This window comes from Campylobacter sp. IFREMER_LSEM_CL2151, assembly GCF_025771725.1.
Taxonomy (GTDB): Bacteria; Campylobacterota; Campylobacteria; order Campylobacterales; family Campylobacteraceae; genus Campylobacter_D; species Campylobacter_D lari_C.
Genome location: NZ_JAKMQT010000002.1, coordinates 46,761 through 63,545, shown reverse-complemented (window position 1 = coordinate 63,545; position 16,785 = coordinate 46,761). Strand labels below are relative to the sequence as shown.

General features: G+C 30.5%; 16 protein-coding genes and 1 tRNA gene. 16 read left to right on the top strand and 1 reads right to left on the bottom strand.

Annotation, left to right across the window (positions count from 1 at the left end; genetic code table 11):
• The 15 genes from L8V82_RS02185 to L8V82_RS02115 all read left to right on the top strand — a co-directional run bounded on the left by L8V82_RS02185 (nt 1) and on the right by L8V82_RS02115 (nt 14,446).
• A complete protein-coding gene (locus L8V82_RS02185) occupies nt 1-2,139 on the top strand; it encodes an STT3 domain-containing protein (RefSeq protein ID WP_263723845.1) in 2,139 nt (712 codons plus the stop codon).
• Nucleotides 2,136-3,263, top strand: a complete 1,128-nt coding sequence (gene pglA / locus L8V82_RS02180) for a N,N'-diacetylbacillosaminyl-diphospho-undecaprenol alpha-1,3-N-acetylgalactosaminyltransferase (protein ID WP_263723844.1) — start codon at nt 2,136-2,138, stop codon at nt 3,261-3,263. The genes L8V82_RS02185 and pglA overlap by 4 nt, the downstream gene beginning before the upstream one ends.
• Nucleotides 3,256-3,858: an undecaprenyl phosphate N,N'-diacetylbacillosamine 1-phosphate transferase gene (gene pglC, locus L8V82_RS02175; RefSeq protein WP_263723843.1), complete on the top strand. Its 603-nt coding sequence runs from the start codon at nt 3,256-3,258 to the stop codon at nt 3,856-3,858. The genes pglA and pglC overlap by 8 nt, the downstream gene beginning before the upstream one ends.
• Nucleotides 3,845-4,441 carry a UDP-N-acetylbacillosamine N-acetyltransferase gene (pglD, locus tag L8V82_RS02170; protein WP_263723842.1) on the top strand — a complete coding sequence of 199 codons (597 nt, stop codon included), beginning with the start codon at nt 3,845-3,847 and terminating at the stop codon, nt 4,439-4,441. The genes pglC and pglD overlap by 14 nt, the downstream gene beginning before the upstream one ends.
• Complete coding sequence (pglE, locus tag L8V82_RS02165; RefSeq protein WP_263723841.1) at nt 4,438-5,598, top strand: UDP-N-acetylbacillosamine transaminase; 1,161 nt, start codon at nt 4,438-4,440, stop codon at nt 5,596-5,598. Before pglD ends, pglE begins: the two co-directional genes overlap by 4 nt.
• A gap of 1 nt (nt 5,599) precedes the next feature.
• The gene (gene pglF / locus L8V82_RS02160; protein ID WP_263675116.1) at nt 5,600-7,363 is read left to right on the top strand and encodes a UDP-N-acetylglucosamine 4,6-dehydratase (configuration-retaining); all 1,764 of its coding nucleotides are present in this window, start codon (nt 5,600-5,602) and stop codon (nt 7,361-7,363) included.
• A 111-nt stretch (nt 7,364-7,474) separates the two neighbouring features.
• A complete protein-coding gene (locus L8V82_RS02155) occupies nt 7,475-7,852 on the top strand; it encodes a chemotaxis response regulator CheY (RefSeq protein ID WP_066008527.1) in 378 nt (125 codons plus the stop codon).
• A 12-nt stretch (nt 7,853-7,864) separates the two neighbouring features.
• Nucleotides 7,865-8,701, top strand: a complete 837-nt coding sequence (locus L8V82_RS02150) for a 50S ribosomal protein L11 methyltransferase (RefSeq protein WP_263723840.1) — start codon at nt 7,865-7,867, stop codon at nt 8,699-8,701.
• Entirely contained in the window at nt 8,701-10,623 is a 1,923-nt protein-coding gene (gene ftsH, locus L8V82_RS02145; protein ID WP_263723839.1) for an ATP-dependent zinc metalloprotease FtsH, read from the top strand. Before L8V82_RS02150 ends, ftsH begins: the two co-directional genes overlap by 1 nt.
• Entirely contained in the window at nt 10,623-11,240 is a 618-nt protein-coding gene (locus L8V82_RS02140; protein WP_087699227.1) for a phosphatidylserine decarboxylase, read from the top strand. Before ftsH ends, L8V82_RS02140 begins: the two co-directional genes overlap by 1 nt.
• Nucleotides 11,237-11,947, top strand: coding sequence for a CDP-diacylglycerol--serine O-phosphatidyltransferase (gene pssA / locus L8V82_RS02135; RefSeq protein ID WP_173787723.1), 711 nt, complete (start codon nt 11,237-11,239; stop codon nt 11,945-11,947). Before L8V82_RS02140 ends, pssA begins: the two co-directional genes overlap by 4 nt.
• 63 nt (nt 11,948-12,010) lie before the next feature.
• Nucleotides 12,011-12,565: a PepSY-associated TM helix domain-containing protein gene (locus tag L8V82_RS02130; RefSeq protein WP_263677721.1), complete on the top strand. Its 555-nt coding sequence runs from the start codon at nt 12,011-12,013 to the stop codon at nt 12,563-12,565.
• A gap of 49 nt (nt 12,566-12,614) precedes the next feature.
• A tRNA-Ser gene (locus tag L8V82_RS02125) sits at nt 12,615-12,704 on the top strand.
• Nucleotides 12,705-12,789: 85 nt separating this feature from the next.
• Nucleotides 12,790-14,259 carry a DNA methylase gene (locus L8V82_RS02120; RefSeq protein ID WP_263723838.1) on the top strand — a complete coding sequence of 490 codons (1,470 nt, stop codon included), beginning with the start codon at nt 12,790-12,792 and terminating at the stop codon, nt 14,257-14,259.
• Nucleotides 14,252-14,446: a hypothetical protein gene (locus tag L8V82_RS02115; protein ID WP_087690067.1), complete on the top strand. Its 195-nt coding sequence runs from the start codon at nt 14,252-14,254 to the stop codon at nt 14,444-14,446. Before L8V82_RS02120 ends, L8V82_RS02115 begins: the two co-directional genes overlap by 8 nt.
• 18 nt (nt 14,447-14,464) lie before the next feature.
• Here L8V82_RS02115 and ciaB read toward each other — a convergent pair whose 3' ends face one another.
• Nucleotides 14,465-16,300, bottom strand: coding sequence for an invasion protein CiaB (ciaB, locus tag L8V82_RS02110; protein ID WP_263723837.1), 1,836 nt, complete (start codon nt 16,298-16,300; stop codon nt 14,465-14,467).
• Nucleotides 16,301-16,364: 64 nt separating this feature from the next.
• Between ciaB and L8V82_RS02105 the strand changes: the two genes are divergently transcribed.
• On the top strand, nt 16,365-16,769 hold the full coding sequence (locus tag L8V82_RS02105; RefSeq protein ID WP_039619080.1) for an acyl-CoA thioesterase: 405 nt from the start codon (nt 16,365-16,367) through the stop codon (nt 16,767-16,769).
• The last annotated feature ends 16 nt before the right edge of the window (nt 16,770-16,785 follow it).

Sequence of the window (16,785 nt, the reverse complement as noted above, 5' to 3'; positions counted from 1 at the left end):
ATGAAACTGCAACAAAATTTCACGAATAATAATTCTATAAAATATACCTGTATTTTAATCCTTATAGCCTTTGCTTTTAGTGTTTTGTGTAGGTTATACTGGGTAGCTTGGGCGAGTGAGTTTTATGAGTTTTTCTTTAATGATCAACTTATGATTACTACTAATGATGGCTATGCTTTTGCAGAAGGTGCAAGAGATATGATAGCAGGTTTTCATCAACCTAACGACTTATCTTATTTTGGAAGCTCACTTTCTACTTTGACTTATTGGCTTTATAGTATTTTGCCTTTTAGCTTTGAAAGTATTATTTTATATATGAGTACTTTTTTTGCTTCTTTGATTGTTGTGCCTATTATATTAATCGCAAGAGAGTATAAACTCACTACCTATGGCTTTATAGCAGCCTTACTTGGAAGCATTGCAAATAGTTATTACAACCGTACTATGAGTGGGTATTATGATACTGATATGCTAGTGTTAGTTTTACCAATGCTTATTTTGCTTACCTTTATACGCTTAACTATTAATAAAGACATTTTCACCCTACTTTTAAGTCCAATTTTCATCATGATTTATTTATGGTGGTATCCATCAAGCTATTCTTTAAATTTTGCTATGATAGGACTTTTTGGACTTTATACTTTAGTATTTCATAGAAAAGAAAAGATTTTTTATCTAGCTATTGCTTTGATGATCATAGCTTTAAGTATGCTAGCATGGCAATATAAGCTTGCTTTGATTGTATTATTATTTGCTATTTTTGCTTTTAAAGAAGAAAAAATCAATTTTTATATGATTTGGGCTTTGATTTTTATTAGCATTTTGATATTACATTTAAGTGGTGGTTTAGATCCTGTTTTATATCAACTTAAATTTTATGTTTTCAAAGCTTCTGATGTGCAAAATTTAAAAGATGCTGCCTTTATGTATTTTAATGTTAATGAAACTATTATGGAAGTAAATACTATCGAACCTGAAGTATTTATGCAAAGAATTAGCTCTAGTGTTTTAGTATTTATCCTTTCTTTTATAGGTTTTATCTTACTTTGCAAAGATCACAAAAGTATGCTTTTAGCTCTACCTATGCTTGCACTAGGTTTTATGGCTTTAAGAGCTGGACTTAGATTTACCATTTATGCAGTTCCTGTGATGGCTTTGGGTTTTGGGTATTTTTTATATGCATTTTTTAATTTTTTAGAAAAAAAACAAATCAAACTTAGTCTAAGAAATAAAAATATCTTACTCATACTCATTGCATTTTTTAGTATAAGCCCTGCTTTGATGCATATTTATTATTATAAATCCTCTACTGTTTTTACTTCTTATGAAGCTAGTATTTTAAATGATTTAAAAAATAAAGCTCAAAGAGAAGATTATGTCGTTGCTTGGTGGGATTATGGTTATCCAATACGCTATTATAGCGATGTAAAAACCCTAATTGATGGTGGAAAACACCTAGGAAAAGATAATTTTTTCTCATCTTTTGTCTTAAGCAAAGAACAAATTCCAGCAGCTAACATGGCAAGACTTAGCGTAGAATACACTGAAAAATCTTTCGAAGAAAACTATCCTGATGTTTTAAAAGCTATGGTTAAAGATTATAACCAAACAAGTGCTAAAGATTTTTTAGAAAGTTTAAATGATAAAGATTTTAAATTTGATACCAATAAAACTAGAGATGTATATATTTACATGCCTTATAGAATGTTGCGTATTATGCCTGTGGTGGCACAATTTGCAAATACAAATCCTGACAATGGAGAGCAAGAAAAAAGTTTATTTTTCTCCCAAGCTAATGCCATAGCTCAAGATAAAACCACAGGTTCTGTTATGCTTGATAATGGAGTAGAAATTATTAATGATTTTAGAGCCTTAAAAGTAGAAGGTGCAAGCATACCTTTAAAAGCTTTTGTGGATATAGAATCCATCACTAATGGCAAATTCTATTACAATGAAATTGATTCAAAAGCTCAAATTTACTTGCTCTTTTTAAGAGAATATAAAAGTTTTGTGATTTTAGATGAAAGTCTTTATAATAGTGCTTATATACAAATGTTTTTATTAAATCAATACGATCAAGATTTATTTGAGCAAGTCACTAATGATGCAAGAGCAAAAATTTATAGGCTAAAAAGATGAAAATAGGAATTTTAACCCATAGTGCAATGAGTGTGTATTATTTTCGTCTTGCGCTCATTAGGGCTTTAGAAAAAAATAATCATGAAGTTATAATCATCACTCCAAAAGATGATTTTGCTATTAAATTACAAGAACTAGGCTATAAGGTTTGCTTTTATGATTTAGCCAGATCAAGTGTCAATCCTTTAGTCGTTTTTAAAAATCTACTTAGTTTAAAAAATACACTCAAAAGTTTAAATTTAGATCTTTTACAAACAAGCGCTCACAAAAGCAATACAACAGGTATCATAGCAGCTAAAATGGCGGGCATTAAATACACTTTTGGTTTGGTTGAAGGCTTAGGAAGTTTTTATATAGATGATGATTTTAAAAGCAAATTAGTAAGAATGAGCATTAATTTGCTTTATAAAATTTCTTTTAAACTTGCTAATGGTTTTATTTTTGTCAATGAAAGCAATGCTTTATTTATGAAAAATTTAGGCTTAAAAGAAGAAAAAATCAAAATCATCAAATCCGTAGGGCTAAATTTAAAACAATTTTTACCTTTAAAAATTAGCACAGAAGAAAAACAAGCTTTTTTAAAAGAACATAACATGCCTGATAAACCTATCATTTTAATGATCTCAAGAGCGCTTTGGCATAAAGGAATTAAAGAATTTTATGAGGCAAGTCAAATTTTAAAAGATAAGGCAAATTTTGTTTTGGTAGGTGGAAGGGATGATAATAAATCTTGCGCACCATTAGAATTTTTAAACTCAAATGATGTTTTTTATCTTGGCGCAAGAAGTGATATTGCACATTTATTAAATTTATGCGATATTTTTGTTTTACCAAGTTATAAAGAAGGTTATCCAAGAACGGTTTTAGAAGCACAAGCTTGTAAAAAAGCATGCGTGGTAAGTGATGCTGAGGGTTGCATTGAAGCAGTGGATAATGCCATAGATGGTTTAATTTGCAAATGCAAAGATAGTAAAGATTTAGCTGAAAAAATTGCAGTTTTATTAGAAGATGAAAAACTAAAAAATACTTTAGCACAAAATGCTTTTCTTAGAGCACAAAATTATGATGAAAATATCATAGCTTTGAAATATCTTGACTTTTATAGGGGTTTTATAAATGTATAAAAATGGTTTAAAGCGTGTTTTTGACTTTTTTTTGGCTTTGATTTTGTTGATTATTTTTTTACCCTTTATAGTGCTTATAGGTATTGTTTTAAAAATCGTTCAAGGAAGTGTACTTTTTAAACAAGCAAGACCAGGATTAAATGAAAAAATTTTTTATATTTATAAATTTAAGACTATGAGTGATGAAACCGATGAAAATGGAGAATTACTTCCTGATGAATTACGCTTAAAGCCTTTTGGTAAGCTAGTTAGAAGCTTGAGCTTAGATGAATTACCACAGCTTTTTAATGTATTAAAAGGCGATATGAGTTTCATAGGCCCAAGACCTTTACTTGTAGAATACTTACCCTTATACAATCAAGAGCAAAAAAAACGCCACGATGTAAGACCAGGCATTACAGGTTGGGCGCAAATCAATGGACGCAATGCTATTTCTTGGGAGCAAAAATTTAAATATGATGTAGAATATGTGCAAAATTGCTCTTTTTTATTTGACCTTAAAATCTTTTTTATGACCATTATTAAAGTTTTAAAAAGAAGTGGTGTTAATAAAGAAGGAGTAGTTACAACGGATAAATTCAATGGACACAACTAAAAGTATTTATATATATGGTTCTAGTGGGCATGGTTTAGTCTGTGCTGATGTAGCTAGAAATTTAGGATATGAAAAAATCATCTTTTTGGATGACAATAAAGGCTTAAAATATCACTCCAACTTAGAAAAACACGATATGTTTATTGCTATTGGTGCAAACTCTATTAGAGAAAAACTTTTCAAAAAAGCAAAAGAAGATGGATTTAGATTAGTAAATTTGATACACAAAAGTGCTATTATTAGCCCAAGTGCTTTTTTAGATAATGAGGGTATTTTAATCATGCCAAATGTCGTAGTTAATGCTAAAGCTAGTATTGCAAAAGGTGTGATTTTAAATACTGCTTGTGTGATTGAGCATGAGTGTTTTGTAGATGAGTTTAGCCATATTAGCGTTGGAGCTAAACTAACAGGAAATGTAAAAATAGGAAAGCGTTGTTTTTTGGGAGTTAATTCAAGCGTTATTCCTTGTATAAGTTTAAATGATGATATAACTTTAGGTGCGGGAGCGGTTGTGGTTAAAAACTTAACTTCTAAAGGCATTTATGCCGGAGTTCCTGCTAAGAAAATAAAGGAGGTAAAATGAGATTTTTTCTATCAGCACCACATATGAGTGGAAAAGAATTAGAATACATACACAAAGCTTTTGAAAGTAATTATATAGCACCTTTGGGCGAGTTTGTTAATGCCTTAGAACAAAGTATTAAAGATTATACAAAAAGTTCTAACGCACTTGCTCTAAATGCAGCAACTGCAGCTATTCATCTAGCTTTAAGAGTTTTGGGTATTAAAGAAGGCGATGTGGTTTTAGCTTCAAGTTTTACTTTTATTGCTTCAGTAGCGCCTATTTCTTACATGAATGCTACGCCTGTGTTTATTGATTGTGATGAAACTTATAATTTAGATGTAAATTTATTAAAAAAAGCTATCAAAGAAAGTCCTAAAAAGCCAAAAGCTCTCATTTTAACACATCTTTATGGTAATGCTTCTAAAATGGATGAGATTGTCCAAATTTGTAAAGAAAATGAGATTTTTTTAATCGAAGATGCTGCTGAAGCTTTGGGAAGTTTTTATAAAAATAAAGCTTTAGGTACTTTTGGGGATTTTGGAGTATATTCTTTTAATGGTAATAAAATCATCACAACAGGTGGTGGTGGTATGCTTGTGAGTGAAAATCATGCTAATCTTGAAAAAGCAAGATTTTATAGCACTCAAGCTAGAGAAAATTGTCTTCATTATGAGCATAAAGAATATGGCTATAATTATAGAATGAGCAATATCTTAGGTGCAATCGGTACTGCTCAAATGGAAGTTTTAGAAGAAAGAGTGAATAAAAAGCGTGAAATTTATAGCTGGTATAAAGAATTTTTAAGTGGCACCTTTACTTTTTTAGATGAGCTTGAAAATACCAAGTCAAATCGCTGGCTAAGTACTGCCTTGCTTGATTTTGATTTAAATAAACTTAATACTTATGAAAAACATTGTATATGTGAAAATAAAAATGTTCAAATTCAAGATAAAATTTTAAAAATCATACAAGTTTTAAAAGATAATAAAATCGAAAGTCGTCCACTTTGGAAACCGATGCATTTACAAGAACTTTACAAAGGTTGCGATGCTTACTTAAATGGCAATAGTGAGTTTTTCTTTAGCAATGGAATTTGTCTTCCAAGCGCAACTACTATGAGTAAAGCTGATGTAGAGGAAGTTTCTACTTTAATCTTAAACACCTTAAAGGACTAAGATGGATTATAAAAGCAAACGCTTAGGTTTTTTCCTAGGCGCTGATATTTTACTTTTTGTTATAAGTATTTATTTGTCTTTTTCTTTACGCTTTAGTGCAGACATTCCAAGTGAATTTTATGAAGGCATGTTTAAAAGTGCTGTGATTTTGATTTTACTTAAAATCATTTTTCTAGCTTTTTTTAAAATTTATCAAGTTGCTTGGAGATTTTTCTCACTTAATGAGGCACGTAAATTAGTTATCGCTTTAGCTTTAGCTGAACTTGTATTTTTAGCAATTTATTATTTTTATGATGATTTTTTTAATCCTTTTCCAAGAAGCGTTATAGGGATAGACTTTGTTTTATCCTGTATGCTAATTGGAAGTTTGCGTATAAGCAAAAGAATGATAGTTGATTTTAGAAAGCCAAAATACAACGAAGAACACCCTTGTATAGTAGTTGGTGCTACTTCAAAGGCTTTGCATTTATTAAAAGGAGCCAAAGAAGGAAGCTTAGGGCTTTTCCCTGTAGCTGTGGTAGATGAGCGTAAAAATTTAATAGGTACTTATTGTGATAAATTTATAGTTGAAGAAAAAGAAGCTATTAGAAAATATACCGCTGAAGGTATTCATACTGCTATCATTGCTTTAAAACTTGAGCAAGAAGAACTCAAAAAGCTTTTTGATGAACTCATTGCTTATGGGATTAATGATATAAAACTTTTTTCTTTTACACAAAATGAAGCAAGAGATATAAGCATCGAAGATTTATTAGCGCGTAAGCCAAAAGATTTAGATAATGCTTGCGTGATTGATTTTATCAAAGATAAGGTAGTTTTAGTTAGTGGGGCTGGCGGGACTATAGGAAGTGAGCTTTGTAAACAATGCATTAAATTTGGTGCAAAACATTTAATCATGCTTGATCATAGTGAGTATAATTTATATAAAATCAATGAAGAATTAAGCTTGCATAAAGAAAAAATCGAGCCTATTATGATGAGTATATTAGACAAAGAGGCTCTAGAAAAACTTTTACAAGAAAAAAACATAGATTTGATTTTGCATGCAGCAGCTTACAAGCATGTACCTTTGTGTGAGCAAAATCCACACTCAGCTATTTTAAATAATATCATAGGTACTAAAAATTTAATCGATCTTGCAAAAACTTACAAGGTTGCTAAATTTGTTATGATAAGCACTGATAAAGCTGTAAGACCAACTAATATCATGGGTTGTACAAAAAGAATTTGCGAGCTTTATGCGCTAAGTTCAAGTTGTGAAAATTTTGAAGTAGCTTGTGTGCGTTTTGGTAATGTTTTAGGATCAAGTGGAAGTGTTATACCTAAATTTAAAGCTCAAATTGCAGCTAATGAGCCACTTACTCTTACTCATCCTGATATAGTACGTTATTTTATGCTTGTGGATGAGGCTGTGCAACTTGTTTTACAAGCTGCTGCTATTGCAAAAGGCGGGGAATTATTTGTACTTGATATGGGCGAGCCTGTTAAAATCATGGATTTAGCTAAAAAAATGCTTTTACTTTCTAATAAAAAATTAGAAATTAAAATCACTGGACTAAGAAAAGGCGAAAAACTTTATGAAGAGCTTTTAATCCATGAAGATGATTTAAAAACTCAATATGAAAGTATTTTTGTTACCACTAGCGAAATTAAAGATTTAAAAATTTTAAATCAAGAAATAGAAAAATTACTCCAAAGCACAGATCCTGCAAAAGTTTTAAAGGAAATTGTGCCTGAGTTTAATCATAACAAAAATGGAGAGTGATTAAATTCTAATTTTATTTTAAAATGGTATAATATATACTTTTAATTGATTAATAAAAATAAAAACGATACAATTACACTTATGTAATTACATCGAAATAAAGGAAAAAAAGTGAAGTTATTAGTAGTTGATGATAGTTCTACCATGAGAAGAATAATCAAAAACACTCTTGTAAGATTAGGTCATAAAGATGTTTTAGAAGCTGAACATGGAGTTGAAGCTTGGGATTTACTTTCACAAAATGATGATATTAAAATTTTAATTACCGACTGGAATATGCCCGAAATGAACGGCTTAGAACTAGTAAAAAAAGTAAGAGCAGAAGAAAAATACACTGATATGCCTATTATCATGGTAACTACAGAAGGTGGTAAGGCAGAAGTTATTACAGCTTTAAAAGCAGGTGTAAATAACTATATCGTAAAACCTTTTACACCTCAAGTATTAAAAGAAAAACTTGAAGATGTTTTAGGAACAAACGAAGGCTAATTATAAGTTTTTATGCAAACACATTATTACGAACTTTTTTTTCAAACAGACAAGGAATATTTAGATTTATTCCTTGATCTTATTTTTTCTCTAGATATAGACGCCATAGAAGAAAAAAACGATGGCATTTATATACGATCAGAAGAAGATATAGAACTCATTCAAATAGCCTTACAAAATTTTCATCAAAAATTATGTGAAAAATTTAACACTAAGATTTATTTTCATTCTACTTTAGAAAAAAAAGAAAATAAAAACTGGATAGAAGAGTATAAAAAAGGCATACAAGCTTTAACCATTGACAATATCCACATTCATACCACTTGGCAAAAACCTATGCAAGATAAAATCAATATCATTATAGATCCTGCCTTAGCTTTTGGCTCAGGACATCATGAAAGCACTTATACTTGTATAGAATTTTTACAAAAATACACAGATGATTCCAAATTTTGCTTAGATGTAGGCTGTGGAAGTGGGATTTTAAGTATCATCATGGCAAAGCTTGGAGCTAAAGTGCAAGCTTGCGATACAGATGAACTAGCCATAGTTGCAAGCAAGGAAAATGCAAAATTAAATCAAGTTAACTTTGACGATATTTGGGTAGGTTCTATTAATAAAAGCTTACATAAATATGATATAGTTGTAGCAAATATCATTGCTGATATTTTAATCATACTAGAAAAAGATCTTAAAGAAAAAACCAAAGAAGGTGGAATTTTAATCTTATCTGGTATTTTAAACAAATACGAAGAAAGAATTAAAGATAAATTCAAAGATTTGACTTTGTTAGAATGCAAACACAAAGGAGAGTGGTTGAGTTTAGCTTACAAAAAGGAAACAAAATAATGAATAAAAAACCAAACGAACCAAAAGATAATCCAAACAATAATAGCTTTTTCAATAAAAACCCTATTTTTATTTTTGCTATTTTTGCCATTGTGATGATTCTTTTATTTAAAGGATTTTCAGATGATGGTAGCATGGGTATTATGGGCGGAGAAAATACCAAAAAAGTTACTTATTCTGAATTAAAATCTTTAATTGAAAACAATCAAATTGCCCAAGTTAATATAGGCCAAACTACCATAAAAGCAGTGTCTAAAGCAGGAAATATGGTATATATTACTAAAAAAGTTCCAAATGATGCTACTTTTGTGCCTTTACTTGATTCAAAAGGCGTTTCTTATGGAGCTTTTAATGAAAGTAATTGGTTTATAGATATCTTGCTTTCTTGGGTTTTACCGGTATTTATTTTCTTTGGTATATGGATGTTTTTAGCCTCTCGTATGCAAAAAAATATGGGTGGATCCATACTTGGTATAGGAAGCTCCAAAAAACTTGTAAACTCAGAAAAACCAAAAGTTAAATTCAATGATGTTGCAGGTGTTGAGGAAGCAAAAGAAGAAGTTAAAGAAATAGTTGATTTTCTAAAATATCCTGAAAGATATATCAATCTTGGAGCAAAAATTCCAAAAGGACTTTTGCTTGTAGGCCCTCCAGGTACGGGTAAAACTTTACTTGCAAAAGCAGTGGCAGGCGAAGCTGATGTACCATTTTTTAGCGTCTCAGGTTCATCTTTTATAGAAATGTTTGTGGGTGTTGGAGCTAGTAGGGTTAGAGATTTATTTGAAAATGCTAAAAAAGAAGCTCCAGCTATTGTATTTATAGATGAAATTGATGCTATAGGTAAATCCCGTGCTGCAAGTGGCATGATGGGTGGAAACGATGAAAGAGAGCAAACTTTAAATCAACTTCTAGCAGAAATGGATGGCTTTGGTACTGAAAGCTCACCAGTAATCGTACTAGCAGCGACAAACCGTCCTGAAGTACTTGATGCAGCATTACTTAGACCGGGACGTTTTGATAGACAAGTTTTAGTAGATAAGCCTGATTTTAAAGGCAGATGTGATATTTTAAAAGTTCATATGAAAGATGTTAAAATTTCGCCTGAAGTAAAGGTAGAAGATATCGCAAGATTAACAGCAGGACTTGCGGGTGCTGATTTAGCAAATATCATTAACGAAGCAGCTTTGCTTGCAGGTAGGGATTCTAAAAAACATGTAGAACAAAAAGACTTAGTTGAAGCAGTAGAAAGAGCTATAGCGGGACTTGAGAAAAAATCACGTAGAATTAATGATAAAGAGAAAAAAATAGTAACTTACCACGAATGTGGTCATGCCTTAATCGCTGAAACCACAAAAGGTGCCAAAAAAGTAAGTAAAGTTTCTGTTATACCGCGTGGTTTAGCAGCTTTAGGATATACACTCAATACTCCTGAAGAAAATAAATTTTTAATGCAAAAACACGAGCTTTTAGCTGAAGTTGATGTACTTTTAGGCGGGCGTGCAGCTGAAGAAATTTTCATTAAAGAAATTTCAACTGGTGCAAGTAATGACCTTGAACGCGCAACTGATATCATAAAAGCTATGATTTCTATGTATGGTATGAGTGAAATCGCGGGTTTAATGGTGCTTGAAAAACAAAGAAATACTTTCTTAAGTGGTGGACAAACTATCAAAGATTATTCTGATAAAATGGCGCAAGATTTAGATGAGTATGTGAAGAAAACCTTAGATGAACGCTACGCGGGTGTAAAAGAAATTTTAAAAACTTATAGCGGTGCTATAGAAGTAATGGTACAAGCACTCTATGAAGAAGAAACTATTGATGGTGCTAAAGTTAGAGAGATTATTAAAAATTATGAAGAAGAAAATAATCTTCCAACGCGCTTAGAAGAAAAAGAGCAAGAAGCTACTAAGGATAACTAATGAAAACAAATTTTATTGCAAAGGCAGGCTGGAATTTACTCATAGTTCTAGCTATAGTTTTTGCAATAGCTCAATTTATATGGGGATTTTCTTGGCTTTTATGGTGTATTTTTATACTTTTTGCTTGTCTTTTTAGAACTAGTAAAATCGATTATATAGCAGATCCAAATACTATCATAGCCCCCATAGAAGGAAAAATAAAAAGCATTAAAACAAGCTCATATAAAGAGCTTGGCGAATGTATAGAAGTGCAAATTATAAACAATATCATTCATCAAGGCAACATCATAGCTCCACTTGATATGGATATAGAAGAAACTAGACTAAGACACGGACTTTTTTTATGTCCATTTATGAAAAATACAAATTTAATGGGTGAAAGAATGCTATTTTTAGCACGCTCCAAAGGCAAACAATGGGCATTACGCATCATTTTTGGCGCTTTAAATAGAAAAGCTCATATTGATGATTTTGGTCATCATTTAAACCATGGACAAAATATAGGTTTTATGTTTGATGGTAGTGTGAGTTTATTGCTTCCAAAAGATACTAGAATTTGCGTAAATGAAAATGACAAAGTACGCATTGGTGCATTGATAGGGTATTTAAATCCATGAATTTTAAACTAATTTATATTTTACCTAATCTTTTTACAGCTGCTTCTATATTTTTAGGCATTATTTCAGTGATTGCTTCTATTAATCAAAATTTTGATAAAGCATTAATTTATATCATTTTATCATTAATTTGTGATGGTTTAGATGGACGCGTTGCAAGAGCTACAAATTCAACTTCTAAATTTGGAGTTGAGTTTGACTCACTAGCAGATCTAATAGCCTTTGGCGTAGCACCTGCTATGCTTTTTTATATGAGTATAGGTTATGAATATGGTCGTTTTGGCTCCTTAATAGCAGGTTTGTTTGTAGTTTTTGGTGCCATACGCTTAGCAAGATTTAATGTTACCACAGGTACTTATGAACCTTCAGTTTTTATAGGACTTCCTATACCAACAGCAGCAGTTGTAAGCGCTTTATGGGTAAGTGCTTATTTATATTATGATTTTTTGCGTGATTTTTCTTTGATGATAGTATGTATTCAAATGCTTTTAGCTTTTTTAATGGTAAGCAATATAAGATATCCAAGCTTTAAAAAAATCGATTTAAAACGCGCAAATGTTTTAAAAGTGTTAATCCTTTTAGTAATCTTATTTTCAATGCTTTATTTGTATTTTTTAGAAAGTGCGTTAATCGTCGCAAGTTTATATGTACTTTATGGAATCATTCGAAGCTTTTTTACCCTAGCCCGTAAATTTAAAAAAGATTAAATTTTATTTTCACTTCATTTTTTAATAATATACTTTTCATTATTTTTAAAAAAGGAGTTAAAAATGAATAAAAACAAATTATTCAGACAAATTCACATTTACATTAGCTTATTTTTCTTGCCACTAGCATTTTTATATGCTGTTACTGGTTTTGCCTATATAGCTGGTTTTGATGGAGAAAGTGGAGCTAAAATTCAAAGTCAAAAAGTTCAAGCCATTATCCAAGAAGGTGCTGAAGCTGAATTTTTAATTGATTTTTTAAAGAAAAATAACTTAAAACTTCCTTCATCTTTAGAACCAAAACTTAACAAAAAAGGTGATGGTATAGAGCTTGGCACTATAAGCTATACTGCAAGTATTATTAAAATAGATGAAAACAATTATGAAATCATCACAAAAGAAAGAAGTTTACTTGGAAATATGATTTTGCTTCATAAAGACAAAGGTATGTGGTATTTTTCTGTGCTTGGGCTAGCTTTTGCACTTGCTATGATAATCCTTTATATTTCAGGACTTTTAATCACTATCATAGCTATACGTAAAGACAGAGGTAAACAAATAGCGGTTTTAGGTGCTGGTTTTGTTATAACTTTAATCATAGCTTATCTTAGTGTATAAATTTAAGGTATATCTTATAAACAATAAGATATACTTTCCCTTTTAATACGGACAGATGGGTGAGTGGCTGAAACCACACCCCTGCTAAGGGTGCAGATCTTAACGGGTCTCGAGGGTTCAAATCCCTCTCTGTCCGCCACCTTATAAAATTCATTTCCTTTCATCTATTTTAATAATTTTTACTGTTATAATTATAATAAATTTAAAGGCAAACTTCACATACTATGAAAATTTATGCTTCTATTGATTTGAAATCTTTTTACGCTTCAGCTGAATGTGTTTTAAGAAATCTAGATCCTTTAACAACTAATCTCATTGTAGCAGATGAATCAAGAACAGATAAAACCATCATACTAGCAGTTTCACCTGCGCTGAAAACTTACAATATACCCGGCAGACTAAGGCTTTTTGAGTTTAAACAAAAAATCCATTCAATCAATCAAGAAAGATTAAAACAAGCTCAAAAACACCGCTTTCAAGCTAAAAGTTTTGATACATTAGAACTTGAAAATGATTTAAATTTAGAACTAGATTACATCATCGCTAAACCTAGAATGGCAACTTATATAGAATTTAGCACAAAAATATACAGCATTTATTTAAAGTATTTTGATGCAAAAGATATCCATATATACTCTATTGATGAAGTTTTTATCGATCTTAGTTCTTATCTTGAAAAATACAAACTATCAGCTTATGAGTTACTTACTAAGGTTTTACTTGATATTTTACATACAAGTAAAATCACCGCAACAGCAGGCATAGGCACAAATTTATACTTAGCTAAAATTGCCATGGATATACTTGCTAAAAGACAACAAGTAGATGAAAATGGCTTACTTATAGCCTTTTTAGATGAAAAATTATACAGATATAAATTATGGCAGCATAAACCTTTAAAAGATTTTTGGCGTATAGGTAAAGGCATTGCCTTAAAACTTGCAGATTTAAACATTCATACTATGGGAGATCTTGCAAGATTTTCTTTAAAACACGAAGCTTTGCTTTATAAACACTTTGGTGTTAATGCTGAATTATTAATCGATCATGCATGGGGTGTTGAAACTTGCACGATGAAAGATATCAAAAACTATAAATCGCAAAATCACTCTAAAGTCATGGCTAAGGTTTTACCCTTTGCATATGATAATAATCAAACAATAAAAGTTTTAAAAGAACTTGTGGATTATTTAGTACTTGAACTTATACAAAATAACCTTAAAACAAATCATATCACGCTAGATATACAATATGATAAAAGCAATTTAGAAAATTCAAACCTTTTAGCTTCTTATAAAGGAGCTATTACTAAAGATAATTATGGAAGAACTATACCTAAAAATGCTCATGGAAGTATAAATTTAGAAAATTTTACCCATTCTTTAAAAATCATCAATAAAAAAGCCTTGGAACTTTTTTGCAAAATCAGCGATAAAAACTTAAGTATTAGAAAAATCAGTCTAAGTTTAAATAATATCACAGATAAAGCACAAGAAAATTTCCAAGAATTAAATTTATTTAGTGATTTTAATGCAATTTTGCAAGAAAAAAATCAACTTGAAAAAGAAGAAAAGATCCAAAAAGCAAGACTTCAAATCATACAAAAATTTGGTAAAAAAGCTATTTTAAAAGCTTCAAGCTTAGATAATGAAACCAAAGAAATTACTTCTTTAATAGGAGGTCATAATGCATGATGAGTATAAAGATATAATAGATAAAAAATATCAAAAATCAAAACAATTCCCGCCAATGCCAAGAGAAAAAAGAGCGGCGCAATTTGCTCCATTTTCAGTGCTAAATGGTTTTAGTAAAGCGATTTTAAAAACACAAAAAGACATGGAAAAAGCATTAGAAAATAGCAAATATCAAGAAGAAAGCTAAGGTCTTCTTGATAAAATTTTATTTTGCATTAGAGTATTTTTCAAACTCTCCACTTTCATCGATTTCATTACCATAAAGTTTGTGTAATTCATAGTAGTATTTTACAAATTCCTTACACTCTTCATCAAGTGGTAAAAACACCTCATCTTCTAAAACACAAAACTCATCTAAATAATTTTTAGCATCTTCTTTTAGCATATAATGTCTTGCTAATTTATAGTAATTTTGCATAAACACAGCCTTAAAGGCTTCATAAGCTTCCTCATCAAATTTAATGTTTAATTTCTCATTTGCAAAAGATAACACCCCTGATTTAAACAACAACGATAAATGAATCAAACCTTCTGTATAATAAGGCTTAACCTCCTCTACTCTTTGCCAAGCAATCAATCCTATAGCTCTTTTAATAAGCTCATAAAACACAGGAAGCTTTAAATCATCTTCTTCATGTAAAAAGAAATTCACAAGCCCACCCGCAGTAGCTTTAAACTCTTCTATATTTTTAAATACACCGCTTTCATTCATTTTCTTTTCACTATCATTTGCTACAAAGAAAATATGCCCAAACTCATGACCTATGGTAGAAACTTCATAAATTCTTTTCCATAATTTTTCATTATAAAATAAAATTTCTCTACCATAATCTAAAAATTCTTTTTCAAACACCATAGAAGAGAGTTTCATGAAAGGCTTGGTTTTAGCATTTTCATAAACATAATTTAAAAAAGCAAAGATCTTTTTGCCTGCTATATTGCTTACATACTCATCATTTGGCACTACTTGAGCAGAAAAAAGTCCCTTAAGCTCTGCTCCATAAAAAATCATAGGCATACAAATATAAAGCTGAGTTTTCTCAAGATTAAAATTTACCTCATCAAACAAAGCTTCATCTTCTTCATCTAAATTCACATACACCATTGCAAAGCTTTCTTTGATTTTATCTTTAAACTCACTCGCATTAAAATCACTCACATCTTCTAAGCGTATATCCCACTCAAGTGCTACTGCATGCGTATAAGAGTCCTCATAGTATTCTAAAGGATGGCCAATTTGTAATGGGCATTTTACTTCCATCCACGCAAGCTCTGCCTCTTGCCATTTTTTAACCACTTCATTATTATCTTTTTCACAAAAAGCAAATTTTAATTTTTCTATATAGTCAATATAAGCATTTTTTTCATCATCTAACGCACAATTTCTTAGTTTTTCTAAAAGTTTATCAAACTCATATTCAAGCTTTAAAACCTCATTTTCAAAAGCTTTTGCATAAGGCAAAAATCTCCAAAGTGTTCCTATTTTAACTAAAGCTCCATAACTTCTTTCACAAATTTCGCCATCTTGATTAAGCTGATAAAGCTCATTTTGCTTTAAAAACTCCAAAGCATCACTTAAATTTGGAAATTGTTCTTTTAAGATTTTATTATTTGTATCTAAAATTTGCTTGCTCCAAACAAGCTCAAAAGAATTCATAACTACGCCTATATTATGCACACCTTGAACTAAAGCCAAATAAAACTCATCAAGTAAATTTTTACTCTTAATCTCATCGATTAAATCTTGATGTTCTACTTCATAAAAGGCTCTTACTAAAGAAAAAACTTTATATTTTATTTGAGAAATTTCTTCTTCATTTAAACCTTTTTTCTCAAGCTCTTGGACTAAATTTTCCTCTTTTAAATCCACCAAACGACGTAACATTGCTAAAATATTGCTTTTTTCGTTTTCAAGATTAGCTAGTTCTAAAGCTCTATCTATCAAAGGATGACTTTGATTAGTTTGAAGTATATTATAAAGACTATTGATATTTTGTTTTCTATTTTTCACAATTTTTGCTATTTGCTTAAAATCATTCATTTTTTACCTTTCTTTATTTTTAAAACTTAATTATAATGTTTTTTTTAAAACACAAGGAGAATGTATGAAAGATATGGGAGAACCTAAGCTAAGAGTTATAGCTATGCCAAGCAATACAAACCCCGCTGGTAATATCTTTGGTGGTTGGATCATGTCACAAATTGATCTAGCTGGAGCCATTGCCGCAAGAGAACTTTCCCCACAAAGAGTTGTCACGGTTGCGGTAGATAAAATCATTTTTAAAGAGCCAATTTTCGTAGGTGATTTGGTATCTTGCTATGCAAAAATCATCAAAGCAGGTAATACATCCATCACCGTAGAAGTAGAAGTAGTTACTCAAAGAGCTAATGAATATGGCCGTGTGTATTGTATGCATGTAACTTCAGCTGTAGTAACTTATGTGAGCGTAGATAAAGATGGAAATAAATTTCCTATTGACGCGGATTTAAAAAGATTGCACGGCTTTTAATATGTTTTATTGTATT

What these genes read in the sequence shown, in the direction of transcription:
- pglE (WP_263723841.1), top strand. Translation starts at nt 4,438, where the DNA reads ATGAGATTTTTTCTATCAGCACCACATATGAGTGGAAAAGAATTAGAA.
- L8V82_RS02120 (WP_263723838.1), top strand. Translation starts at nt 12,790, where the DNA reads ATGAAAATTTATGCTTCTATTGATTTGAAATCTTTTTACGCTTCAGCT.
- ciaB (WP_263723837.1), bottom strand. Translation starts at nt 16,300, where the DNA reads ATGAATGATTTTAAGCAAATAGCAAAAATTGTGAAAAATAGAAAACAA.
- L8V82_RS02140 (WP_087699227.1), top strand. Translation starts at nt 10,623, where the DNA reads ATGAAAACAAATTTTATTGCAAAGGCAGGCTGGAATTTACTCATAGTT.
- ftsH (WP_263723839.1), top strand. Translation starts at nt 8,701, where the DNA reads ATGAATAAAAAACCAAACGAACCAAAAGATAATCCAAACAATAATAGC.
- L8V82_RS02105 (WP_039619080.1), top strand. Translation starts at nt 16,365, where the DNA reads ATGAAAGATATGGGAGAACCTAAGCTAAGAGTTATAGCTATGCCAAGC.
- pglF (WP_263675116.1), top strand. Translation starts at nt 5,600, where the DNA reads ATGGATTATAAAAGCAAACGCTTAGGTTTTTTCCTAGGCGCTGATATT.
- L8V82_RS02150 (WP_263723840.1), top strand. Translation starts at nt 7,865, where the DNA reads ATGCAAACACATTATTACGAACTTTTTTTTCAAACAGACAAGGAATAT.
- L8V82_RS02130 (WP_263677721.1), top strand. Translation starts at nt 12,011, where the DNA reads ATGAATAAAAACAAATTATTCAGACAAATTCACATTTACATTAGCTTA.
- pglA (WP_263723844.1), top strand. Translation starts at nt 2,136, where the DNA reads ATGAAAATAGGAATTTTAACCCATAGTGCAATGAGTGTGTATTATTTT.
- L8V82_RS02115 (WP_087690067.1), top strand. Translation starts at nt 14,252, where the DNA reads ATGCATGATGAGTATAAAGATATAATAGATAAAAAATATCAAAAATCA.
- pssA (WP_173787723.1), top strand. Translation starts at nt 11,237, where the DNA reads ATGAATTTTAAACTAATTTATATTTTACCTAATCTTTTTACAGCTGCT.
- pglC (WP_263723843.1), top strand. Translation starts at nt 3,256, where the DNA reads ATGTATAAAAATGGTTTAAAGCGTGTTTTTGACTTTTTTTTGGCTTTG.
- pglD (WP_263723842.1), top strand. Translation starts at nt 3,845, where the DNA reads ATGGACACAACTAAAAGTATTTATATATATGGTTCTAGTGGGCATGGT.
- L8V82_RS02185 (WP_263723845.1), top strand. Translation starts at nt 1, where the DNA reads ATGAAACTGCAACAAAATTTCACGAATAATAATTCTATAAAATATACC.